At 52.9% G+C, this 24035-nt stretch carries 20 protein-coding genes and 1 other RNA gene; all 21 read right to left on the bottom strand.

Annotation, left to right across the window (positions count from 1 at the left end; all coding sequences use genetic code 11):
• Positions 1 to 116: 116 nt before the first annotated feature.
• The 21 genes from ftsZ to LKE13_RS17640 all read right to left on the bottom strand — a co-directional run bounded on the left by ftsZ (position 117) and on the right by LKE13_RS17640 (position 23977).
• A complete protein-coding gene (ftsZ, locus tag LKE13_RS17740) occupies positions 117 to 1817 on the bottom strand; it encodes a cell division protein FtsZ (protein ID WP_227953035.1) in 1701 nt (566 codons plus the stop codon).
• A gap of 108 nt (positions 1818 to 1925) precedes the next feature.
• Complete coding sequence (gene ftsA, locus LKE13_RS17735) at positions 1926 to 3167, bottom strand: cell division protein FtsA (protein WP_227953033.1); 1242 nt, start codon at positions 3165 to 3167, stop codon at positions 1926 to 1928.
• A gap of 52 nt (positions 3168 to 3219) precedes the next feature.
• Entirely contained in the window at positions 3220 to 4275 is a 1056-nt protein-coding gene (locus LKE13_RS17730; RefSeq protein WP_227953031.1) for a cell division protein FtsQ/DivIB, read from the bottom strand.
• A complete protein-coding gene (locus LKE13_RS17725; RefSeq protein WP_415776558.1) occupies positions 4263 to 5174 on the bottom strand; it encodes a D-alanine--D-alanine ligase in 912 nt (303 codons plus the stop codon). Before LKE13_RS17725 ends, LKE13_RS17730 begins: the two co-directional genes overlap by 13 nt.
• A complete protein-coding gene (murB, locus tag LKE13_RS17720) occupies positions 5168 to 6130 on the bottom strand; it encodes a UDP-N-acetylmuramate dehydrogenase (RefSeq protein WP_227953027.1) in 963 nt (320 codons plus the stop codon). Before murB ends, LKE13_RS17725 begins: the two co-directional genes overlap by 7 nt.
• Positions 6127 to 7551 carry a UDP-N-acetylmuramate--L-alanine ligase gene (gene murC, locus LKE13_RS17715; RefSeq protein WP_227953026.1) on the bottom strand — a complete coding sequence of 475 codons (1425 nt, stop codon included), beginning with the start codon at positions 7549 to 7551 and terminating at the stop codon, positions 6127 to 6129. The genes murB and murC overlap by 4 nt, the downstream gene beginning before the upstream one ends.
• Positions 7548 to 8687, bottom strand: a complete 1140-nt coding sequence (gene murG / locus LKE13_RS17710) for an undecaprenyldiphospho-muramoylpentapeptide beta-N-acetylglucosaminyltransferase (protein WP_227953024.1) — start codon at positions 8685 to 8687, stop codon at positions 7548 to 7550. Before murG ends, murC begins: the two co-directional genes overlap by 4 nt.
• The gene (ftsW, locus tag LKE13_RS17705) at positions 8684 to 9808 is read right to left on the bottom strand and encodes a putative lipid II flippase FtsW (RefSeq protein WP_227953022.1); all 1125 of its coding nucleotides are present in this window, start codon (positions 9806 to 9808) and stop codon (positions 8684 to 8686) included. Before ftsW ends, murG begins: the two co-directional genes overlap by 4 nt.
• Entirely contained in the window at positions 9805 to 11193 is a 1389-nt protein-coding gene (gene murD / locus LKE13_RS17700) for a UDP-N-acetylmuramoyl-L-alanine--D-glutamate ligase (RefSeq protein ID WP_227953020.1), read from the bottom strand. Before murD ends, ftsW begins: the two co-directional genes overlap by 4 nt.
• A 4-nt stretch (positions 11194 to 11197) precedes the next feature.
• A complete protein-coding gene (mraY, locus tag LKE13_RS17695) occupies positions 11198 to 12286 on the bottom strand; it encodes a phospho-N-acetylmuramoyl-pentapeptide-transferase (protein ID WP_227953018.1) in 1089 nt (362 codons plus the stop codon).
• Positions 12286 to 13722 (bottom strand): UDP-N-acetylmuramoylalanyl-D-glutamyl-2,6-diaminopimelate--D-alanyl-D-alanine ligase, encoded by a 1437-nt coding sequence (locus LKE13_RS17690; protein WP_227953017.1) that lies wholly within the window; start codon positions 13720 to 13722, stop codon positions 12286 to 12288. The genes mraY and LKE13_RS17690 overlap by 1 nt, the downstream gene beginning before the upstream one ends.
• The gene (locus tag LKE13_RS17685) at positions 13715 to 15172 is read right to left on the bottom strand and encodes a UDP-N-acetylmuramoyl-L-alanyl-D-glutamate--2,6-diaminopimelate ligase (protein WP_227953015.1); all 1458 of its coding nucleotides are present in this window, start codon (positions 15170 to 15172) and stop codon (positions 13715 to 13717) included. Before LKE13_RS17685 ends, LKE13_RS17690 begins: the two co-directional genes overlap by 8 nt.
• The gene (locus tag LKE13_RS17680; RefSeq protein ID WP_227953013.1) at positions 15159 to 16955 is read right to left on the bottom strand and encodes a peptidoglycan D,D-transpeptidase FtsI family protein; all 1797 of its coding nucleotides are present in this window, start codon (positions 16953 to 16955) and stop codon (positions 15159 to 15161) included. The genes LKE13_RS17685 and LKE13_RS17680 overlap by 14 nt, the downstream gene beginning before the upstream one ends.
• The gene (locus LKE13_RS17675; protein WP_227953011.1) at positions 16952 to 17356 is read right to left on the bottom strand and encodes a hypothetical protein; all 405 of its coding nucleotides are present in this window, start codon (positions 17354 to 17356) and stop codon (positions 16952 to 16954) included. Before LKE13_RS17675 ends, LKE13_RS17680 begins: the two co-directional genes overlap by 4 nt.
• The gene (gene rsmH, locus LKE13_RS17670; RefSeq protein WP_227953009.1) at positions 17353 to 18312 is read right to left on the bottom strand and encodes a 16S rRNA (cytosine(1402)-N(4))-methyltransferase RsmH; all 960 of its coding nucleotides are present in this window, start codon (positions 18310 to 18312) and stop codon (positions 17353 to 17355) included. The genes LKE13_RS17675 and rsmH overlap by 4 nt, the downstream gene beginning before the upstream one ends.
• Complete coding sequence (locus tag LKE13_RS17665) at positions 18305 to 18769, bottom strand: division/cell wall cluster transcriptional repressor MraZ (RefSeq protein WP_227953007.1); 465 nt, start codon at positions 18767 to 18769, stop codon at positions 18305 to 18307. The genes rsmH and LKE13_RS17665 overlap by 8 nt, the downstream gene beginning before the upstream one ends.
• Before the next feature lie 503 nt (positions 18770 to 19272).
• Complete coding sequence (locus tag LKE13_RS17660; RefSeq protein ID WP_227953005.1) at positions 19273 to 21129, bottom strand: cation:proton antiporter; 1857 nt, start codon at positions 21127 to 21129, stop codon at positions 19273 to 19275.
• A gap of 66 nt (positions 21130 to 21195) precedes the next feature.
• Positions 21196 to 21574: RNase P RNA component class A (rnpB, locus tag LKE13_RS17655), an RNA gene on the bottom strand.
• Between the two features lie 27 nt (positions 21575 to 21601).
• The gene (locus LKE13_RS17650) at positions 21602 to 22360 is read right to left on the bottom strand and encodes an N-acetylmuramoyl-L-alanine amidase (RefSeq protein WP_227953003.1); all 759 of its coding nucleotides are present in this window, start codon (positions 22358 to 22360) and stop codon (positions 21602 to 21604) included.
• Positions 22353 to 23225: a DMT family transporter gene (locus LKE13_RS17645; RefSeq protein ID WP_227953002.1), complete on the bottom strand. Its 873-nt coding sequence runs from the start codon at positions 23223 to 23225 to the stop codon at positions 22353 to 22355. The genes LKE13_RS17650 and LKE13_RS17645 overlap by 8 nt, the downstream gene beginning before the upstream one ends.
• Positions 23226 to 23239: 14 nt before the next feature.
• The gene (locus LKE13_RS17640; protein ID WP_227953000.1) at positions 23240 to 23977 is read right to left on the bottom strand and encodes a TerB family tellurite resistance protein; all 738 of its coding nucleotides are present in this window, start codon (positions 23975 to 23977) and stop codon (positions 23240 to 23242) included.
• Between the last annotated feature and the right edge of the window lie 58 nt (positions 23978 to 24035).

Raw genomic sequence — 24035 nt, 5'->3', positions numbered from 1 at the left:
TTTCCCCTCGACACAGATTAAAATACAGACCTAATTGCGCGGGGCACCGCCGCTTACAAAAAAGGCGCGAAACCTAACTAGTTTCGCGCCTTTTTTGTGTATGTAAGCTTAGCGGATCAATTCGCCTGCCGACGGAGGAAGGCCGGAATATCGAGAAGGTCTTCATCTTCTTGCTTCTGGTCAATTTTTACAGAAGACGTTACTTCCTTGCGAACCGTCGGCGCCTGCGGTGCCGCCGGAGCGGGTGCCGCTGGTGCCGGAGCCACCCGGTTACTTGTCGGCTCTTTACGAACCGGCGCCGGTGTTTCTTCGCGCGCGGCTTCCTTTCGGAAGTTGCGACTAACTCCGGTCATCCGTTCAAACAGGCTCGGTCCGCGTTTTTTCGACTTCGGATCTGCCGCTCCGGCCACCGCCTCTTGCGCGTCCGGATTAACAAGCTTTTCAGGGCTCTTGTCGACCTTCATCGCCGGCGGAGCCTTGAAAGGACTATCCTTCCCCTCTACTGTGGAGAATTCCTGATCGCTTTCTTCCATCTCTTCGTCAATGTCAGACAGAAGATCGCGATCCTGATCAACAGCCAGATTTCCGCTCATATAACCCGCCTCCGTAGAGGTGGAGCCCATTTCAATATTTTCCGATCCGGACGCAGCATCTCCAGCCTGAGCCACTGGCTGACCAGAGAAATTGCCGCCTGGCATAGTCGCGCCAAAACCAGATGCGGATATGTCCGCCGCCGCTGGCACCATAGGTGCCCCGTCTGATGTTCCCGACGTTGAGAGAGACGGCGCCTTGCCTTCACCCCTTAGAGACCTGAGAGATGTGACATTAGGAGAGTTGGCCTTTTGAGCCTCCAGCGCGTCGATGCCCGTTGCAACAACGGAAACCCGCATGCTGCCTTCCATCTCTGTATCAAAGGTTGAGCCGACGATAATGTTCGCCTCCGGATCAACTTCGCTGCGGATCCGATTTGCGGCCTCATCCAGTTCATACAAGGTGAGATCCATACCGCCTGTGATATTGATAAGTACGCCCCGCGCACCCTTCATGGAGACATCATCAAGCAACGGATTGGAGATCGCAGCCTCTGCGGCTTCAATGGCGCGGTTTTCACCGCTCGCCTCGCCGGTGCCCATCATTGCCTTGCCCATTTCGTTCATGACCGTGTTCACATCAGCAAAGTCAAGATTGATCAGGCCGGGCATAACCATGAGGTCAGTAACACCCCGCACGCCGGAATGAAGCACTTCATCAGCCATATTAAACGCGTCGGCGAAGGTGGTTTTTTCGTTGGCTATGCGGAAGAGATTCTGGTTCGGGATAATGATCAGCGTATCGACATAACGCTGCAATTCCTCGATACCATCCTCGGCGATCCGCATCCGGTGATTACCTTCAAACTGGAAGGGCTTCGTGACGACGCCAACGGTGAGAATCCCTTTTTCGCGGGCCGCCCGCGCCACAACCGGCGCCGCGCCAGTTCCTGTACCGCCACCCATACCGGCCGTGATAAAACACATATGGACACCTTCAAGATGACCAACAATTTCGTCAAGCGCCTCTTCTGCTGCCCCAGCGCCGATATGCGGCTTTGATCCAGCACCCAGGCCTTCAGTCAACTCAGCTCCAAGTTGAATACGACGCTCGGCCAAACTCTGCTTCAAGGCCTGCGCATCGGTGTTAGCGACAACGAACTCCACCCCTTGGAGCTCCGAGCTAATCATGTTATTCACCGCGTTACCGCCAGCCCCTCCAACGCCTAATACCAGAATTTTCGGTTTCAGCTCTGCTTGCTCCGGCACTGACAAATTGATACTCACGGCACTCTCCTCCTCTACTACGCTGACTAACAGCTAATTAATACCAAATATTGTGGTTAATGAAACCCTACTTCTCACTATATTGACAATTTTTATGCATTTTTTTGCTCAAAAATTCTCCTTGAACCAGTTTCCAACGCGCAAAAACCGGTTTTTCGGCGGCTTTTCAGCCAACGACATCTTGATACCCTCATCAAATCTTTCGCGCACTGCATAAGACAATAATCCGGCAACAGTGGTAAATGCGGGCCCGTCCGTCGCATCGGCGAGCCCCTTAACACGGATAGGTTTACCCATGCGCACCTGTTTATCGAGAACGCGGGCCGTAAGTTCCTGCACCCCGGCAAGCTGGGCCGCACCTCCACAGAGAACTGCCCGACGTCCCGCCACCTTATTAAACCCGGACGCAGTTAAACGGTCATTAACCAGCTCCAGGATTTCCTCAAGACGGGGTTTGATAATCCCGACAAGCATGGAACGTGGCACATGATTAGCGACGTCATGATCCATTTCGCCGATCAATGGGACATCGATTATTTCCTTTTCATCAGCCGGGCTGGCAAGAGCGTTTCCATAAAGCGTTTTCATCCGCTCCGCATTGGCGAGCGTTGTCGATAATCCGCGCGCAATATCATTGCTGACATGGCCACCGCCAACCGGGATCACCTCGTTAAAAACCATTTCCCCATCATAAAAGACCGCGAAGGACGTGGAGCCGCCCCCCATATCGATCACAGTCACACCGAGGTCCATTTCATCTTCCACGAGGCAGGCAAGCCCGGAGGCGTATGGTGCGGACACCATGCCTGCCACACCCAGATGGCAGCGCTCGACACAATTGGCGAGGTTACGCATATGACTGTTTTGCAAAGAAACCATATGCATGCTGACACCGAGACTTTCGCCGTACATCCCTCGTGGATCGCGAATGCCGCGATTGCCGTCCACCGTGTATCCGACGGGAAGCGCATGAACGACTGTGCGGCCTTCCGGCTGATAGCTGGCGCGTGCTTCCTTCAAGGTACGCTGCAAATCTTTTTCGGTTATTTCCTGCCCACCAATCGACATTTCGACATCCACCGTCTGGGAGGCCTGCTTACCGGCGGAAACGCCGAGGTAAACCTCTCGCACAGTTTCCCCTGCCATGCGTTCAGCGGCATCAACAGCAGATCGAATGGCTTCTTCTGCCATTTCCATATTGGTAATACCGCCTGCCCGCAATCCGCGGGAGACTTGATGACCGATCCCGGTGATGCGAAGACGTCCTGCCTCTTCTGTAGCGACGAAGCAACATACTTTCGTTGAACCGACATCCAGTGCCGCCAAAGGTCCATTACGTCCAGCTGCCATTACCTTTTCACTCGCTTCATCTTTCCTTCAAACCGGCTTGCCCGACTTTTGATCATGTATCGTTCCCCGCAAGACGACGCAGTTTCGCGGCCTCTTCCTTCAACCGCACATACATGCGGTCCTTCCCGCGCATGTCGATCGCAATTACGTCCTTGTCGAGAATCTTCTGCTCATTCTGTATCTGGTTAAGCTGCTTCCAGGCCTTTGACGCCTCTTTTTCGGGAAGCAGAACCGTTACGTCGTTCTTGAACTGCAGGTTCCAACGACGGTCGCGGACACGCACGGCACTTTCAAGACGGGTGAACAACTCCGGCGTTTGCGCCAACATGTCAAATAGTTCCGCGGCATGGCCATTTGCGCCAGGTCCAACTACCTTCGGAAGATACCGGAACGCCGCCTCATCCTTTCTGGAAACCAGGGCACCGGTCCGATCAATCACGCCGGTTTTTCCATCGATCTGCCAGCGGGCATAGGGACGCCGCTCTGTGATTTCTACAAATATCTCATCTGGATAGCGGCGCATCACTGAGGCACTCTCAATCCATCCAAGAGTTTCAAGTCGCTCGCGTGCCGCCTTGGGATCAATACCTAGAATACTGTCTCCGCGATCAACATCGAGAACACGCAGAATGTCATTTCCAGAAGTCTTGTCCCGGCCAACTACGCTAATTTGCTGCACGGTGAGGCCGAAGACTTCCGCGAGGGCCTGCTGCTGTTCATCAATCCAGGTCGCGCTTTTTTCCAGCAATTCAGCCCGAACGATGAAATTTGTGAACCCGCCAATAGTAACCGCCGCAAGTAATACACCGCCGCAAATAATGGCGGGCTTGCGCCACGCGGGGGTGGGCTTGCGGCGTCCACCCCGACGGGGTTTTTCCGACCTGAAAGGCGAACTGATCCGATCGGTAATTTCTACCGTCATACTGCCAAGTCTGGAAAATGCGGCGCCAGTAGAGAATCCAGGTTCCGACTTCCTTTTTGCCGCCTTTTTCTTTTTACCGCTACCGCGCAGGCTTTTAGTTAGCCCGCCATTCTTTGACGTGGTCTTACGCGACCGTGCCGTCGACGGTACAACGCGGTCATCCTTGTCAATGGTTATCGGTCGCATGATGCATCCTCCACTATCCAGCTGACGAGATCTTCAAATGAAATGCCGGAATGAGCCGCAATCTCCGGAACAAGGCTGAGCGACGTCATGCCCGGCTGTGTATTTGTTTCCAGCATATAGAATTTGCCTGACCCGTTGCCTGTATCATCGAAACGAAGATCGCTCCGGCTTACGCCACGGCACCCCAGTGTCTGATGGGCAAGCAAAGCCAACCGCAACGCTTCTTCATAGTCTTTAGGATCAAGCGGCGCTGGCATCAGATGTTCCGCTTTTCCAGCGGTGTATTTAGCCTCATAATCATAGAAACGACCGAGTGGCCTTATCTCAACCGCACCAAGGGCCGCGTTCCCCATAACAGCAACCTGAATCTCACGTCCCGGAATAAAGCTTTCGATCAGGACTTTTTCTCCAAATGTCCAAGGCAGATCCTGAAGGCTCATATTCTCATCATCCATGATGATCGTCACGCCAACGCTGGACCCCTCATTAAAGGGCTTAACGACAAATGGCTTTGGATAGCTGGCACCCTCTTGAATTTCCTGACGCGTGAAAATTTTTCCATCGGCGATAGGGATACCAACCTCCGCAAAGAGCGTTTTGGCAACGGGCTTATCCATCGCGAGGGCCGACGCGAGAACGCCGGAATGGGTATAGGGAATGCCAATGATTTCAAGCAATCCCTGAATGTAGCCATCCTCCCCATAGCGGCCATGCAGCGCATTAAAGCACACATCGGGTTTCACCTCGCTGAGGGTTTCGGCGATATTGCGGCCGACATCGACCGGCGTCACCTTGTATCCACATGATTTCAACGCCTCGCTACAGGCAAGTCCGCTATTCATGGACACTTCCCGCTCGGCGGACCAGCCTCCCATTAAGACGGCAACATGTTTCATGATCCGGCCCCTTCCGTTGGCTCGCCAGTCTCCCCAAGGCGCACTATTTCCCAGCGCAACAACGTGTCATGTTTGGCAAAGACGCGACGGCGCAGTTCTTCGCCGAGCGCTTCAAGATCAGCCGCCCGGGCGGCACCCTTGTTGATCAGGAAATTGCAGTGTTTTTCCGATACCATGGCATCACCAATGGTAAAGCCTCGACCTTTGACATCGTCGATCAGCTCCCACGCCTTTTTCCCCGGCGGATTGGCAAAAGTAGATCCGCCTGTCCGACTACGCACCGGCTGGCTCTCTTCCCGATTACGCGAAATATCTGCCATTCGATCCAGTATTTCCTGCCGATCACCCGGCGTGAGACGGAAGGTCGCTTGCGTGAATATCCAATCCTTCGGGATATCCGTATGACGATAGGAAAACCCCATCTCCTTGAGGCTGAGCTCGTGGCGCTCGCCGTTCCGGTCATAGGCAACCGCAGACAGGAAAATATCGGAAATATCGGCGCCATAAGCTCCGGCGTTCATCCTTAGCGCACCGCCGATCCCGCCTGGAATACCACTCAGGAATTCTGCGCCTTCCAGCCCCGCATCCGCAGCAAAACGAGCCACATGCCCGTCCAACGCACCGGCCCCAACGGTCAGCATATCACTATCACAGTTCATTTTCGTAAAATGCCGGCCGAGTCGGATGACAACACCGCGTACCCCTGCATCCCGCACAAGAAGGTTCGACCCAACCCCGATGACATATACCGGAATATCCTTTGAAAGATTTTTCAGGAAATCCGCAAGATCCTTATCATCCTCAGGCTTGAAAAGAACATCTGCGGGACCGCCCACCTGAAACCAGGTCACCTTGCCAAGATCAGCATTCTCACGCAGCCGACCGCGAACTGACGGCATGCGATCAATCAGCTTCTCATGGGTCGAATTTTGCGGCTCCATAGGAGTCATCTCATTCATCCTATCTTTTCCTCGCTCGACAATTTGTCAAGCTCCGCCGGCAACGCATTGGCCCATGCTGAAATGGAACCCGCGCCGAGGCAAACGACGACATCACCGGGATGGCTGTTTTCCTTGATCAACGCGGCCAGAGCCTCAGGCCCTTCAAGGGGCAAGACATGACGATGACCTCGTGCACGAAGAGCTTCGGCAAAATGCTCCTTGTCAATTCCCGGAATTGGCGCTTCACCTGCTTCATAGATATCCGCGACAATGACGGTATCCGCATCGTTAAAACAGGTGCAAAATTCCTCGAACAGATCATGAAGCCGTGAGTAACGATGCGGCTGCACGACGGCAATCACCTTTTCATCATAGGCCTGACGTGCGGCAGAAAGGACTGAGGCTATTTCCACAGGATGATGACCATAGTCGTCAATAATGGTGACACCGTTCACTTCGCCTGTTTTTGTGAAGCGGCGTTTCACTCCTCCGAAATTGCGAAGGCCTTTTTTAAGATCTTCTTCCGAGAAACCCATTTCCTTGCCGACTGAAATCGCCGCGAGGGCATTCATGACGTTATGTGTTCCCGGCATGGGAAGTTCGAAGCCGGTTATTTCGCGCGCATCCCCTTCGACACGATCACTCATCTCCACATTGAAATGTGCATGTCCGTCTGCAAATCGAATATCCGTTGCCCGATAATCGGCCTGCGGGGAGCGACCGTAAGAGACAAGTCGCCGATCCGAAATACGGCCAATCAGAGCCTGAACCTCGGGGTGATCGATACAAACCGCTGCGAATCCATAGAAAGGTATATTCTGAACAAATGTCTGAAAAGCATCGCGCACGCCGTCAAAATCGCCGTAGAAATCAAGGTGTTCCGGATCGATGTTCGTTACCACGGCGATAGTCGCGGGCAATTTCGTGAAACTGCCATCGGACTCATCAGCCTCAACCACCATCCATTCGCCATTGCCAAGGCGCGCATTGGTGCCATAGGCATTAATAATGCCACCATTTATGACCGTTGGCTCTAACCCGGCCGCATCCAACAGGCTCGCCAGCATAGATGTCGTTGTGGTCTTTCCATGAGTGCCACCAACGGCAATCGCCGATTTCAATCGCATCAGTTCCGCCAGCATTTCAGCCCGGCGGACAACCGGTATCAGGTGGCTTCTTGCTTCTCGCACTTCGGGATTGTCCGGCTTCACCGCGGAGGAAATCACAACGACCTGGGCTTCCCCAAGATTTTTCGCGTCATGGCCCACATGCACCGTAATGCCGAGGCCGCGCAGACGTTCCACGTTGGCATTGGCGGCAAGGTCCGATCCCTGCACCTGATAGCCCAAAGTATGCATCACTTCCGCGATACCGCTCATCCCGATCCCGCCGATACCGACGAAATGAACAAGACCCATATCAAGAGGGAGCTTTCTCATGCAGCTACCTTTCCATTATTCTTGTTGTCGTTATTATTGCGCTTGAACCGGTCGACCAAATCAGCGAGCTTTTCCGCCGCATGAATTTCACCAAGGCTCGTCGCGGCATTGGCCATAACGGACAGACAGTCCGGGTGACGCAAGAGGTCCGTCAATTGGCGGCTGACTTCTTCTACCGTGAAATCATCCTGCAGAATGAGCCGCGCCGCGCCGCGAGCCACCGCATTTTCACCGTTTTTTCGCTGGTGATCGTCCATGGCATGTTTGTAAGGAACGAGAAGTGATGGCCGTCCCGCCACGGTCAATTCTGAAAGGGTAGACGCACCGGAGCGCGTAATCGCCAGATGACATGCCTCAAGCAGTTCCGCCACGTTGTCAAAAAAGCAGGCCAGATTTGCCTCTACCTCGCTTTCCTGATAAATCGCCCGAACCTTTTCGATATCCTCTGCGCGGCATTGCTGCGTTACACGCAGGCGCGTTTTCAGATCATCCGGAAGAGCAGAAAGCGCCACTGGAACGACCTCAGAGAGGATTGTCGCACCTTGACTTCCACCGAGGACAAGCAAGTTGATAGGACCATTTGTCACCGGGCTTTTGTATCCCTTGCCAAACAAGGGGAGAATTGCGCGGCGGACCGGATTGCCTGTGTAGATCATCTTATTCGCCGTCTCGTTATCGGCGCTTTCCGTGTTGTCGAAAGAGGTCGCGATGACTTTGGCATATCCCGCCAGCAACTTGTTCACCCGACCCAGTACGGCATTCTGCTCATGCAACACCAAAGGGATCCCAAGGCTCGCTGCCGCGGCCGTAGGCGGCATGGAGGGGTAGCCCCCGAACCCGACAACGGCTAGCGGACTGATCCGTCTCAGGATTTTGCGTGACTGCAAAAAGCCGGCGATAAGCGCGCCGACAGCCTTTACTTTTCCAATAAACCCGCCGATAGACGGAGAACCGGACTTGACCTGCAGAATAGTAACACCGGGGAAAAGTTCATCATATTTCTCACCGCGCATATCGGTCATAAGCGTTACCTCAAACCCTCGCGCTGTCAGTTCCTCCGCAAGTGCGCGAGCGGGGAAAATATGCCCACCTGTGCCGCCACTCGCCAAGACAATCTGGTTTTTCCCTGCTGTCATCGCAATTCACCTGTTCCCGCGCGACGGCGACTAAGCGCGAGCAACATGCCCATCAATAGCGCGAGCGCGAACATAGAGGAACCACCATAGGAGATGAAGGGCAGCGTCATTCCCTTAGTCGGCATCAGCCGGAGGTTAACGCCGATATTAATCACGGCCTGCAAACCGAATTGAATGAGCAACCCGGCGGCGGCCAGCACGACAAAGAAGTTTTTTTCTTCCAATAGGCGGCTGAAACCCCGCAGCACAATGAATGCAAAAAGAGCAACCACGAAAAGGCAGATAACGACGCCAAACTCCTCACCAAGTACGGCGAAAATAAAATCCGTATGCGCATCGGGAAGCTGGCGTTTCACTGAACCATCTCCTGGCCCGACTCCAAAGAAGCCACCTGTTTGAAAAGCCTCCATCGCACGTTCAATCTGATAGTTTCCGCCGCCCGACGGATCCATGAAGCGGTCAACACGACTCGCCACATGGGGAAACAGACTATAGGCCGCGGCGGCGCTCACAATGCCGACGACGACGAACATGACAACCCAGATAATCGGCAAGCCTGCCAGGAAAAACTGGGCGAACCAGACGGCAGAGACAACCAGCGTCATACCGACATCCGGCTGTAAGAGTAGTAAGGAAACTACGAAAACAAACAATGCAATCGAGATCAAATTGCCCGGAATTTCATCACTACGGCGCTGTTCAGCAAACATCCATGCGGCAACCACCGCGAAGGACGGCTTTAGGAATTCGGTCGGCTGCAGCGTAAAGCTGCCAAACTGCAACCATCTATGCGCGCCTTTTACTTCCGGCCCGACCAGAAGGGTAGCGATCGTCAGAATGGAGAAAAATCCAAAACTGACCACTGCGAGACGCCTCACCCAAAGAGGAGAGAGCAATGAAATGGCGAAAATTGCCATCACGGCCATCGGCAGATACATGAACTGACGCCGAACGAAATGGAAGCTGTCAAGATGAAGCCGCGCCGCAATAGCCGGGCTTGCTGCCAGCACCATTACTCCACCCATCGCGACAAGCAGGCCAACCGCGACAAGAGTCCAACGATCAACAGTCCACCACCAACTGCCTACAACAGATCGATCAAGACGGGTAAAAGTTGTCATAACGTTTTCTCCGTAATCCATTGCCGGACGGCAGCACGAAACGCCTCGCCGCGAGCTTCAAAGCTGTCGAATTGGTCAAAACTCGCGGCAGCAGGCGACAACAGCACAACCGACGGCTTATGACCGGATTGCAACGCGGTCTCTGCTGCCTTTTTGACGGCATCGTTTATGTCTATACACTTTTGATGTGCCGCTTTTTTGTCTAGAGTTGCTGCGAATTGATCTGCAGCCTCACCGATCAGGAATGCCCCCTGAATTCTGTTAAAATGAGTGGCAAGTGAGGCTATTCCCCCGGCTTTTTGACGCCCACCGGCAATCCAGAAGATATTATCAAAGCTGGTCAGCGCCTTTTCCGCGGCCTCCGCATTGGTTGCTTTGGAATCATTTATGAATAGGACATTTTCATACCGCCCCACTTCCTCCATGCGATGCGCAAGACCACCAAAGGATTTAAGCCCATCGCGAATTTCATCCGGCGTCAATCCAACACTTCGTACCGCAGCAACAGCGGCGGCAGCATTCTGCCAGTTATGACGGCCGCGCAAGGAACCAATCTTTGAAATATCCATCGTCCAAGATTGATCGTCAGCGGATCGGTCCTCTAGGCGGCCATCAATAACACTCACCCCGCCGTCAACTGGCGTCGTCGTTGAGATGGGGATCAGCTTTCCGTCACCATAAATGGCTAGGCATGTTGCGATATGCTCACAGAACGGATCATCTATATTGATGATTGCAACACCGGTTTTATTCTGGTTCTGGAAAATGCGTTTCTTAACCGCAGCATATCCTTCCATATCACCATGACGGTCCAGGTGATCGGGTGTGATATTTAGAAGGATGGCCACATCCGCGCACCAGGAAGGGGTTAAATCAAGTTGGTAAGAAGAAAGCTCAAGCACATAACTGCCGTCAGACTCAAGCTCAGGCAAATCCATAACGGGCGTGCCAATATTACCGCCTAACGCCGAGGATTTTCCGGCCGACGTCAAAAGGTGATGTATCAACGCCGCGGTTGTCGACTTCCCGTTCGTTCCCGTAACACCGATAACGCGCCCGGCTTCTTTCTCTTGCAGGAAAACCTCAATATCACCGATAACCACCGCGCCCGCTTTTTTGGCAAGATCCACTACCGGATGCGGCATGGGATGAGTTAGCGGTATGCCGGGGCTCAGGACCAATGCCTCCGCTTCTGGCCAGCTATTTTCCGTCAGATCCTGCACAATCAAACCCGCCTCGAGTGCGGCGGTGCGACGAGCCTCATTATCATCCCAGACAAAAACATGCGCCGCGCCGAGATGAAGCTGTCGCGCCGTTGCCATCCCGCTCTTGCCGAGACCGAAGACGGCGATGTTCTTATGCTGATATGAATGGCTCTGCATCATTCCCTCACCTCAACTTCAACGATGCAAGGCCAACAAGGGCGAGAATGACGGCAATAATCCAGAACCGGATCACGATTGTCGGCTCCGCCCAGCCTTTTTGTTCATAATGATGATGCAAGGGGGCCATACGGAACACGCGCTTGCCCGTAAGTTTGAACGATGCCACCTGAACAATAACAGATACGGTTTCCAGCACAAAGAGCCCACCAATGATCGCCAGCACAATCTCATGCCGCGCAACGAGACTGACAGAGCCAAGCGCGCCGCCCATGGCAAGCGAACCTGTATCGCCCATAAATACCATCGCCGGCGGTGCATTGAACCAGAGAAAGCCAAGGCTTGCACCGATAAGCGCGCCACAGAAGACGGTCAGCTCACCTGAACCCGGAACGTACTGAACCTGCAGATAATTAGAGAAGACAGCATTCCCCACCAGATAGGCTATCAACGCGAAAGAGGCCGCCGCGATCATAACCGGGACAATGGCAAGACCATCAAGTCCATCGGTTAGATTGACCGCGTTCCCCGCCCCGACTGTTACCAGAATGGCAAAGGGAATATAGAACCAACCGAGATTGATGATAGCGTTCTTGAAAAAGGGAATGGTAAGCATCCCGGAAATATCCGCAGGCGAGCTTGCCATAATGACATAGCCGGCAGATCCCGCGATCAACAGCTCCAACAACAGTTTAAGCTTGCCGGGAAGTCCTTTGGTGTTATGGCGACTAACCTTGAGGTAATCATCGGCAAAACCAATAGCGCCGAATCCAAGCGTGACCAGCAGAACCACCCAAACATAGATATTTTTCAAATCCGCCCAAAGCAAGGTACTGACCCCAAGCGCGAGCAGGATCAGGAATCCCCCCATTGTTGGCGTGCCCTGCTTGGCGATAATATGCGATTGCGGTCCGTCGTCACGGATCGGTTGCCCGCGATGCTGTTTGCTTTTTAGCCAACGAATAACAGCAGGACCGCATATGAAGCTGATCAGCAACGCCGTCATCACCGCACCACCTGTCCGGAAGGTAAGGTAACGGAACAAATTAAACAGACTGAAGTCATCTGCAAGCGGGAATAAAAGATTATAGAGCATCAGCGCCCCCTCTGTTCGGCGGCCGCCATAACGGCCGGTCGGCGCTCTAGCAAGGCTTCTAGCGGAATACGCATTTTGCTGCCCAGCGAGCCTTTGATTAAAACAATGTCACCAGCGCCGATCGTCTCCAGCAGGGGCGCAATCAGCTTTTCCGATGTCTCTTCATGATGAGTAATAATTTTACTTGGCATGGAGGCTGCCAATTGCGCCATGTTAGGCCCGCAGGTGAAAAGCAGATCAACGTCCGCCGCACAGACATCCGCTTTCAGGCTCCGGTGAATGTCGGCAGACTTCTCTCCCAACTCCAGCATATCGCCAAGCACAGCAACGCGCCGCCCCTTGCCATCCGGGTAAAGATTTTGGAGCACTTCCAGTGACGCCCGCATGGAAGCCGGGCTCGCGTTATAACTTTCGTCAACAACCATGTAGTTGCCGCCGATACAGGGTATCATATGACGTGCGCCCCGCCCCTTCGGAGATTGCAAGTCACCAAGTGCTTCCGCTGCTTTTTCGATATCAGCACCAAGCTCGCTTACTGCGCCTAAGACACCAAGGATATTACTGATCCAATGGCGTCCCGGCACACCAAGACGGAAAAACACTTCATGAGAGGAGATCTTAACCGCTACATCGCTATGATCGGGATAAAGCGTAAAATCCGTTAGACGGATATCCGCTTCCGACTTTTCACCGAATGTCAGGATGCGCGTAATACCGTTGTTTGCCGCTATGCTTTTAAGTAAGCCGCCATAGCTGTTATCACCGTTGAGGATAACCGATCCGCTTGACGTTAGCCCTTCAAAAATTTCCGCTTTCGCGCGGGCGATGGCTTCAACATCAGAGAAAAACTCCAGATGTACTGCTTCAATCGTTGTGATCAACGCGACATGCGGGCGCACCATTTTCGATAGAGGACCAAGCTCCCCCGGATGGTTCATGCCAAGCTCGAATATCGCGAACTTCGTATCTTCAGGCATCCGTGAAAGCGACAACGGCACGCCCCAGTGATTATTGAAGCTACCGATACTGGCATGGGTTTTTCCTTGCCGCGACAACATGTGCAACAACGACTCCTTGGAGCCTGTTTTGCCAACACTTCCGGTGACCGCAACCACTTGCGCATTTGTCCGCGCCCGGGCAGCGCAACCAAGATCTTCCAGCGCCTTCAGGGTATCGTCGACAAGTATAACATTCGCGTCTGCCGGCAGATCTTCGGGGCGTCGGCTCAACAGCAACGCCGATGCACCATTTTCAAACGCAACACGAGCGAAGTCATGACCGTCATGCACCGGCCCGACAATCGCGACGAACAGGTCATCCTTTTCAAGAGACCGACTGTCGATCGAGACACCCGTCGCGACCCAATCTTCCCGATCGGCCTTTCCGCCAACGGCTGCGATAATGGCGGCTCCCTTCCAGAGCGGTGTGTCAGACATTTTCGCCCCCTAACGCCGAGACGATCTGCTGAACGGCCATTTTGTCATTGAAGGAGATAGTTTCCGTACCAACAACCTGACCTTCCTCATGCCCTTTTCCAGCCACAACCAGAATATCTTCTGGTTCAAGCGCCTTGATCGCCGTCTCAATCGCGGAAAAACGATCCCCGATATTCAGGGCATCAGGACAGGCAACAATGATTTCAGAACGAATTTGAACAGGGTCCTCCGTGCGCGGGTTATCGTCTGTCACAATCGCCCGATCCGCATAAAGACCTGCAATCCGCCCCATTTCCGCGCGCTTGCCCTTATCCCTGTCACCGCCACATCCGAAAACCACGTGAATTTTGCCCTTTGCATGGCCTCTAACGGCCTCAAGCACGGTTTCCAGCGCGTCAGGCGAGTGAGCGTAATCGACATAAATCGCGGCGTTATTCGTGAGTTTAGAAACCAACTCAAGCCGACCTGGAACATTGGTCACCTTGGAGAGAGCTTTGCTTGCCGCCGCGGCGTCACCGCCCGCACCGATCACGAGACCGAGGGCGCAGAGGGCGTTCATGACCTGAAACTCACCGGCCAGCGGCAGCATAACTTCCTGACGATTACCGAAAATTTCCAAAGTAACCATCTGCCCTGCACTTTCCGGTGCGAGATTGATAAGCCTGAGTTCATCCGCCATCCGACCATAGGAGATTATCTTCACACCGCGGTCCTTGGCCGCCCGTAGAAAGGCTGGATATACTCCCGAATCCGCATTGAGAACCGCTGTTCCCGCCTTGTCGAGAACACGAGAGATCAAGCCAAGCTTTGCATTCAGATAGTCTTCAGATGACGAGTGATAATCAAGATGGTCACGCGTCAGATTGGTAAACGCGGCCGATTTTATACGCGCACCATCAAGGCGATACTGATCAAGCCCATGACTAGACGCCTCGATAACCGCGTGCTGCATTCCGTGACCGACGAGATAGGTAAGCGTTTTATGCAGGAGGACAGGCTCAGGAGTCGTGTAGCCGAGGGGCAGTGTCTGGTCGGGCATCATTACCCCAAGAGTGCCAATACTTGCTGCGGGTAATCCCATCGCCTGCCAGATAGCACGCGTAAAATAAGCGACTGACGTCTTGCCGTTTGTTCCGGTGACAGCCGTAATCGTTTCAGGCTCCGCCCCATAGAAGCGAGATGCGAGGCGTGCCAGAACAAGACGCGGATTTTCTTCCCTAAAGCAGGGCAGGTCGCAGTCGGCGGGCTCATATGATGTATCCGTCAGGATAGCAGAAGCACCCCGCTTTACGGCATCAACTATATATTCTCTGCCATCTGCCGCGGTCCCGGACAGCGCAGCAAACAGGAACCCTGGCTCAACATGACGGCTATCGGCAGTTAACCCCTTGATATGAGTATCATGCATGGCCGAAACGTTCCGGCCTTTCATCAATTCAGAAAGACGCAAGCTTCTTCTCCCTTGAATTAATGGGGATAAACATAGCTTTCTGGATAGCCTCGCTTTCTTCGTCTAGCGGCTGGATCGACAGGATAGGGCCTATCCGGGAAATCAGCCGTCCGACGATCGGAGCAGCTGTCCAGCCTGCACTCCTGAAGCCGTGTGTCTGGGCATTGCCTTTTGGTTCGTCCAGCATTGCAAAGACAACATAACGCGGGTCGTTCATCGGAAAGGCGCTGACGAAAGATGCAATCAAGGCATCGCGTTTATACCGGCCACCAACCGCCTTTTCAGCAGTTCCGGTTTTCCCGCCGACCAGATAACCTGGTGCCGCCGCCTTACCGCCCGTCCCTTTTTCGACCACAAGCCGCATGAGCCGCCGCATAATGTCGGAGGTCTTGGCCGAGATCACTTGACGAACCGCAGTTCTTTTTTCAGAGTCCCGCCGGACCACTGTCGGTTTGATATAGTTGCCGCCATTGACAATCGCCGCTATTCCCGTGCTGAGCTGAAGGGGGCTGACAGACAGTCCATGGCCAAATGAAATTGTCATGGTTTCAAGGCTATTCCATCTTGGCGGCAAAATTGGGGCGCCGATCTCGGGAATTTCGAGAGACGGCTTCTCAAGAAGACCGAGTTTTGCCAGAAACGCCTTGTGCCTCTTAGGGCCCACCTCATCTGCCATTTTTGCAGCGCCAATGTTGGATGAGTACATATATATTTCAGGAACAGACAGCCAGCGCTTCTTCGGATGGTCATCCCGAATGCGAAACCCTCCCTTGCGGATCGGTTCCGTTGCATCATAACCACCGTTCAGCCCAACTGTACCCGTATCAAGACCCATGGCTGTTGTGAAAGTCTTGAAAGTCGAGCCCATTTCATAAACGCCGAGGGATATTCGGTTAAATTTGGCGTCGCCGGAGAAATCGCCCGGGCGGTTCGGATCAAAATCCGGCAAGGAAACCATTCCCAATATTTCACCGGTTTTGATATCCATAACCATTCCCGCCGCCCCGATGGCACGGAAAATTGACATGTGGCGCGACAGCTCATCCCGTAAAGCATGCTGTATGCGCACATCGAGAGAAAGGATTAATTCCTGAGAAGCTCTTTCCCCGGAACCATTGAGTTGCTCATCAAAATGCTTTTCGACTCCGGCGATACCGTGGTTGTCCACATCGGTAAAGCCCATCACGTGAGAGACGAGCGGCCCCATCGGATAGAACCGTTTCTCTTCTTCCCGAAAATAAAGGCCCGGAATACCCAGTGAATTCACCTGATACTGCTGGGACGGCGTTAAATTCCGCTTGAGCCAGATAAAGTTCTTGGCCGAGGCCAGCTTACTCAAAATCGTTGCTTCATTCAAATCACCAAGGACGGTTGTCAGCTTCGCCGCGGCTTCCTTGGGGTCCAACACTTTCTTTGGATCAGCAAACAACGACGCTGTGGTCAATGTGGTCGCGAGCAGAACCCCGTTTCGATCCCTGATTTCTGCGCGTTTGCTTTCAGTTGTAGCGACTGGTGGCGGTGCATCGGCTTCCGACGCGATTACCTCTTCGTCTCCGATCCCGCTTATTGCAAGCCCGATGAGCCGACTGGCAAGAGCAATAAAGCAAATGGCGAAGATAACGCCCGCCATGACGAGCCGATTGCGGCCCTGCTCCAGCGTTTCTTTTGCGCTGCCTTCGAGCCTCAACGCCATATGGTTATCATCCGGAAGATTTTGGGCAAGTGACGGCGTCAGCGTGATGCGTGGGCGAGGTGACTTAGTGGACCAAGTCAGTTCGCTCATTGCATATTTCCTTCATATGTGAAGGTAGCAAGTTGGATCGGCCCTTTCGGCAATGGCGTCGCAGGCGAATAGTCCCGGCGCGGATTATGGCGCGGCACAGGAACAGAATACTGCTCAGGATCGACTTGCGGATACGGCACTTCGCCAACCGATGCCACTTGATAGGGAGCAATCAGGAGCAGAGGCAGATGCTTACTTGAAAGCGCCTGCAAGACATCCGGACGGTTCTGATAAGTCCATTCCGCTTTCAGGATGCGAACACTCTCCTTATTCTCGGATATGCCTTTATTGAGGCCCTTCAGGTCTTTTTCCAGTTCCTGCACTTCATAAGAAAGTTGGTAGAGACCGAAGGATACGGCAGCAACAAGAACCAGGGAAATAACTGTTAGATTTAACTTCATGCTGCCTCCGTCCAGGCGGGGGCGCCAGTCCTGATCGCTCCACGCAGACGAGCAGAACGAGATCGCGGATTAATGGCCAATTCGTCGGGGCGGGCCTTAAAAGTTCCCCGTTTGATGAGCTTGAAAGTGGGAGCTGGCCCCTCGTCCGAGACAGGAACATGACGAGACGGCTTGGCGCGCCCTTCAGACCTTGCTGACAGGAAGTTTTTCACGCGTCGGTCTTCAAGACTATGGAAAGACACAACCGCAAGACGACCACCGGGAGTAAGCAGTCGCTCGGATGCGGCCAAGCCCTTGACCAGCTGCCCAAGTTCATCATTTACTACTATACGCAACGCTTGGAAGGTACGCGTCGCCGGATGAATGCCCTTTCCTGTTGGACGAACAACCGACGCAACCACTTCCGCTAACTCAACTGTACTCTTGAAAGGCGCCAACTCGCGTCTTTCGGCTACTGCACGCGCAATTGCACGTGATCTTCGCTCCTCGCCATACACAAAAATAATCCTGGCGAGTTCTGCTTCAGATTCTTCATTAACAACTTCTGCCGCTGTCCGGCCCTTGCCGGACATGCGCATATCGAGTGGACCTTCCCTCATGAAGGAAAAACCGCGCTCCGCTTCATCGATCTGCATGGAGGAAACACCGATATCGAGTGCGATCCCGTCGACCGCGTCTACTCCCAATCCCGAGAGTCCCTCCTCCATATCCGCAAAGCATCCCTCAACCATAACCAGGCGACCATGGAACTCTTCGGCCATCTTACGACCCATCGCAATTGCCGATGGATCGCGATCAATCCCATATACATGACAGTCCGCAGCCTCTAGAATGGCACGAGAGTAACCACCGGCCCCAAAGGTTCCGTCGACATAAATACCGCCATCCTTAGGGCTGAGAATTTCCAGAACCTCGCGAAGCAGAACAGAAATATGTGGTGCATCTTGCCTAGACATCAGCGCCCCCGTCACTTTCCGAACTGGCGGCACGTTTCTTTGCAGCGCGAGCGCGAGCCTGTTTCTTGCGTACCTCAAAGGCCTCCGGCTGCCAAATCTGGAAACTATCCCCCCGTCCGACAAAGGCGCATTGCCCGTCAATACCAGCAGCCTCCAACATATTTAGAGGCACCATAATGCGCCCATCGCCATCAACCGGGAGCTCAATAGCGTCACTCATCAATGCATCGGCAAAGCTTTCCCGATCTTCTGATAAAGGGTCAAAGCCGCCGATCTTTTCAAGCAGGCCTTCCATTACATCCATGCCACAGGCATCAATGGCGTCACCATTGATTGTCGGCAGCAATACAACGCTGTCGAAGCCCTTGGCCGCAAGAACTGCGCGGAAACGCGCCGGGACCGACACGCGCCCCTTCTTGTCGACTTTGTTGACATATGTGGACAGAAACAGGGCCATACAGCCAAAAATCCCCCTACTTTTCCATTCCCCGAGAGCCCAGATAATTTCGCATGAAAGTCAGACACAGACCGATAAAGACGAGAACTTCTGGGATAAAACGGATAAATTCGGGATATCATGGGATTTTCTGGAAGTCAACGGAAAACACCCCCAAATACTGGGGGTTACAGGAGAAAACTCAGACGAATTTAAGTAAAATTTTGACCGATATTAGAGTGTTACTCGACAACAAAATCTGCTTATGGATTTATTGAAAGTAATGAGGAATTTTTTATACGTTCTTTTTTTGTTCTTATTTATTTGTTGCCATTAATCGGCAGTGATGCAACGCAAACAGGCTGCATAAAGACGGAAAAGCATCACTTTTATGCTATAGCTGAGAAAATAAAAATTTGATGTCCGGGAATAATACTGCCTGAATTCAGGAGCCTGGAAAAAGTGATTCGTATTTTTCTGATATAAGCCGGAACTATGGCAAATTTTGCGCCTAAAATCGGCTCCTATTTAAGGATTTCCGCCCGTTCGTGGTGCCGACCATGCAACTCTTCTTCGTCCCGACGGAAGTCCTCAAGCGAGCCTTCCATAGTTCGGGTGATAATGTCTTCCAATGCGCGTGCTGTATTGATCCGCCCCATATAGACATAATCGGCACCGCACGCATAAACTTCCTGCGCGGACGCGAGTTCCTCTGCATTAGCGATTACAATTGCTTTCTCGTTTATCCGCCGAACCACCTTTACCAATTCCTTGTTATTGGTACCCCGCAAGATGTCATCAGGAATGGTGGCAACCACAACTTTCGCTTTCCCAACGCCCGCATGAAGAAGAATTTCATCATTCGACAAATCGCCATAGCGGACCGCCGCACCCAGCTTGCGGATTGCGGGGTGAAGCTGAACGTTGAAATCAATCACCAGGATACGCGGCAACAGCTCCGGCTTGTTCTTGGCAATATCATGCAGCAGCGATGACGCGACACGATGAAACCCGAGAAGGACCAGGTCATATTCCTGCTCCGTATCGAGGGCTCCCTCATCAGGCTCCCGAAACCTCATTGCCTGAAGTAACGGCGCCATCCAGCGATGAATATTATACGCATGCTTGTAAAGCGCCGGGGTCAGAAGCGCTGTAATAATAAACGCGAAGATGATCGCACTCGCAAACTCTCCGGAGATATGGCCGTACTGGGTTCCCAGATAAGAGATAACGAGGCCGAATTCCGAAATCTGCGCAAGCCGGATAGAGGCGACTTCCGCATGACGCTGATCACCACCAGTAAAATAGAGTAACGGAAAGAAAATCAGCTGGCGACTCAGCAGAGCAAAGAAAGCGAGTGCGACTGCAATCAGCATAACGCCTATCCCGTCAATCGGTGGCACGCTCATTCCGAGGCCGACAAAAAACAAGGTAATAAAGAAATCACGGACAATCCCGACCTTGGCAACAATTTCCCTGCTGTAGGGAAGCGTTGCGATTGTCAAACCGGCGATCAGGGCGCTCATTCCGGTGGCTACAGACATATGGGAGCCTTCACCGAAAACAAAATCGCCCACATATTCGAAACCATAACCGATAAAAACAATGGCGAAACACCAGCCAAGCGCGCCGACCAGCATCATCTGCGGCTCCTTGGATAGCCAGCGGAACACCACCGGCACCAAACTCTTGGCCAGAGAATAGGATACAATAGCCAAAAGCCCGATCCCCAGCATGGTATATAGCACCGGCATAATTTTCGGCGCTGCAAAGGAGGGCTGCAGGATGATCACGATAATGGCCCAGAAATCCTGAAACACCAGAAGACCAAGCGCTATACGCCCGGGCTCTGTATCCAGTTCATACTTTTCCTGGAAAAGCTTGATGACCAAAAGTGTGGAGGAACCGGCAATAAACAGACCAAAGTACAAGGCGTCATAGTTGCCGCCAACTGTTGACAGTCCGATCCATGCCAGCCCTTTAGCCGCCAAAATGCCAAACAAAACAGTCAATGGGTATTGCAGCAAACCGGATACGATGATCATCTTGCCGCTGCGGAGCATCCGACGCAGATCAATTTCCATCCCGATCATAAATAGAAGCAGAATGAAGCCCAGCTCCGAAATCGTCTCAATATTTTCGGGTTGAGTAATAAGCTTGACCCCGACCGGCCCTATCAGGATGCCACAAACGAGAAAGGCTGCAATGCTCGGGATTTTGATCCGCACGAAAACAATTGCAAGGATACTGGCGACAAATAAACTAATACCGATATCATAGACGAGCGATGGCATGTCCGTCGCCGCAGCATAAACAGGTGATGCAAAAAATGGGAGAAAAGCTGCCGCCGCTCCAAGACCCGTTGTTCGCAAGAACCCCATATTATTTCCTACTGCGAAAAGACGCCCTAGCCAAAAACTCATTATACCGCAGATCACGGTAGAAAATAAGGCAGATGGCCTATAAGCCGGGTTCTGTCCCTGAAATCAGGGGATGATCATTCATCTAGGATGCCTGTTGCCAGACACCTCAAGCAACCAACCCGGATGGTAGCCCGAAAAACCAGCTTGCGCACAGGTTGCCCTTGCGCAGACCATCCCTATTTGGTTTTGCTCCCGATGGGGTTTACCATGCCGCCGCTGTTGCCAGAAGCGCGGTGCGCTCTTACCGCACCCTTTCACCCTTACCCGGAAGCCGGGCGGTTTACTTTCTGTGGCACTTTCCCTGGGGTCACCCCCGCCGGCCATTAACCGGCATCGTATTTCCGTGGAGCCCGGACTTTCCTCCCCTCCCCTTTCGGTGAGCGGCGATCATCCAGCCATCTGTCTGCTTGTAACTAAGCTTGCAAAATCATCAAGTCAAGCGGCGAACTTCTTCAAGCAACGCGTAAATGATTTCTTGCGTCTGTTCATCTGCTACCCCGTCCACTTTTGAGGGACGCCAATGACGCTGAAAGGCGCAGATTACGCCCGCCAACTCCGCACCGTAATGCCCATCCTGCGGGAGGTCATAGCCAAATTCCTTCAACGCCCCCTGCAAGTCGGAGACAGCGCTCCCCTTATCATTAGACGCCAGTGGCGCAATTTTGTGATGGGAAGATGACTTTCCTCGCACCCAAAGCCCAACACCACATCGCGCAAGTTCCTGCCAATCAAAGAGTTCGCCTGGATCTTCCTTTCGATGCGGTGCCACGTCGGAGTGACCGACAACATTTCGCGCCGGAATGGGGTGACGCGCCACAATATGGGCCGCCAGCGCTGTGACAGCATCCATTTGCACCTTAGGAAAAGCGCGGTAACCGAATTCATGACCGGGATTAACAATCTCTATCCCGATTGATCGGGCATTGATATTTTGCGAGCCGCGCCAACTGGACACTCCCGCATGCCAGGCACGCATTTCTTCTTTTACCAAGGCAAAAATTCGGCCGTCTTCCTCAACAACGTAATGGGCACTAACCTTCGCATCCGGATCACGTAGACGCTCAATGGCTTCAGCGCCCGTTTTCATTCCTGTATAGTGCAGGATAAGCATATCAACCGGTGTATCAGTATCACGCTCATCAAAATTTGGCGACGGATGCCAAATGATATTTTCAATCGCTTTAGACATGTTTTGCTGGCTTCTTTTTTGCCGACCGGAAAGTAATGATCGTAACCCCGCTCATCACCATCGCACCACCGATCATCAGCTCCACCGTAATAACGTCGCCCCAGAAAATAATACCAAGCGCAACGGCGAAGACGGGCACCAGAAGATAATATGGTGCAATTGTACTGACAGGATAATGCTTGACCAGATAATTGCCAAGGCCGTGACCGACAACTGTCGCCCCCAAGGCAGAGAAGGCAACCGCGCTCCACTCTTCCCAATTGGCGGCTTGTATCGCAGCCCATTGGCCATCCTCAAACAGGTAAGAGAAAAAATAGAGCGGAAGCGTCCCGATCGCCGCTGTCCAGAAGGTCAGGTTGAGGGCGCTAACCCCCGGCATTGTCCGAACAATCACCATATTAAGGGAGACCAGAAAGGAGGCGATGATGACAAGCGTCGGCGACAGCCAGTTCGCAAAGATTACCGGATCAAACCCGATCACCATAACCCCGGCGAATGCCATAATGATCGCGCCCCAACGCCGCCAGCCGATCTTTTCTTTCAAGAAAATCATGGCAAGCAGAGCGGAAAAAGGCACGAAGGTTTGATTGATAATCGCCACGGACGAGATATCAGGCGAAAGCGACAAACCCCAAAACATCAGGGAGAAATGTAAAACGCCCATCAAAATGCCGATGATCAGAATCTTGCGCCAATTGCCATGTGGAAGTGAAACAAAGGGCAGCATCACGACAATGACGAGCGAGAAACGAAGCGCCGTGAAGAGAAGTGGCGTGAACACTTCCATGCCGATCTTCGCCGCCAGGAAATTTGACGCCCACAGCATGTTGACCAGCAGCAACAGGGCTAGATCTCTGTTTTTCAATTTTTATTCCGATTCTACAGGCTGCGGATTTTTTCAATCTGATCGTAGGCGGCATTAATTTTGGCAAGCTTGGCATTGGCTACATCCACAAATTCCTGCGGTAAGCCATCGGCGATAACCTTGTCCGGATGGTTCTCACGTATGAGTTGTCGATATGCTTTTTTCAAATCCTGATCGGAAATATCGGCAGAAACACCAAGAATCTGATATGGATCACCCTCCCCGTCCTTTGCATGATAGCTGCGTATACGGGCATACGCAGCCTCATTAAACCCGAAGATCGCCGCGACATTCTGAAGGTAAATATCTTCATCCGGATGCAAAACGCCATCTGCCATGGCGATGGCGAACAGACCGTGAAGTAGATCTTCCATCATCCGGGGCGTATCGTGAAACATTCGCGCTACCTGGGCCGCATATTCTTCATATCCTGCGGTATCCTGACGCGCCATGTTAAAGACACGGCCGACATTTTTCTCTTCATTTGGCGGAATACGAAAGACCCGTTTGAAGACGTCTATCTCCTCCCGAGTAACGACGCCATCCGCCTTCGCCATTTTTGCACCAAGTGCGATGACCGCAATCGTAAAGGCGACTTGCTTGACATGATGTTGACCGATTTCTTCATCGCCCGACGTCGTTTCGCGATATTTATCGACTGCATGGCCTGCAAGCCCGCCAACAAGAGCGCCGAGAGGACCTCCGACAAGAAGCCCGGCCGCACCGCCCAGAATTTTTCCCCAAATTGCCATGATGAGTTATGCCGCCAGAAACTAGTAAAATCAGGAGTACAATATCAGGAGAGTTTCA

Origin of the sequence: Sneathiella sp. HT1-7, from assembly GCF_020731145.1 — a bacterium.
In the GTDB taxonomy this organism is placed as follows: Bacteria; Pseudomonadota; Alphaproteobacteria; order Sneathiellales; family Sneathiellaceae; genus Sneathiella.
Note: the sequence above shows the minus strand (reverse complement) of the source record. Positions and strands in the feature narration are given on the sequence as shown.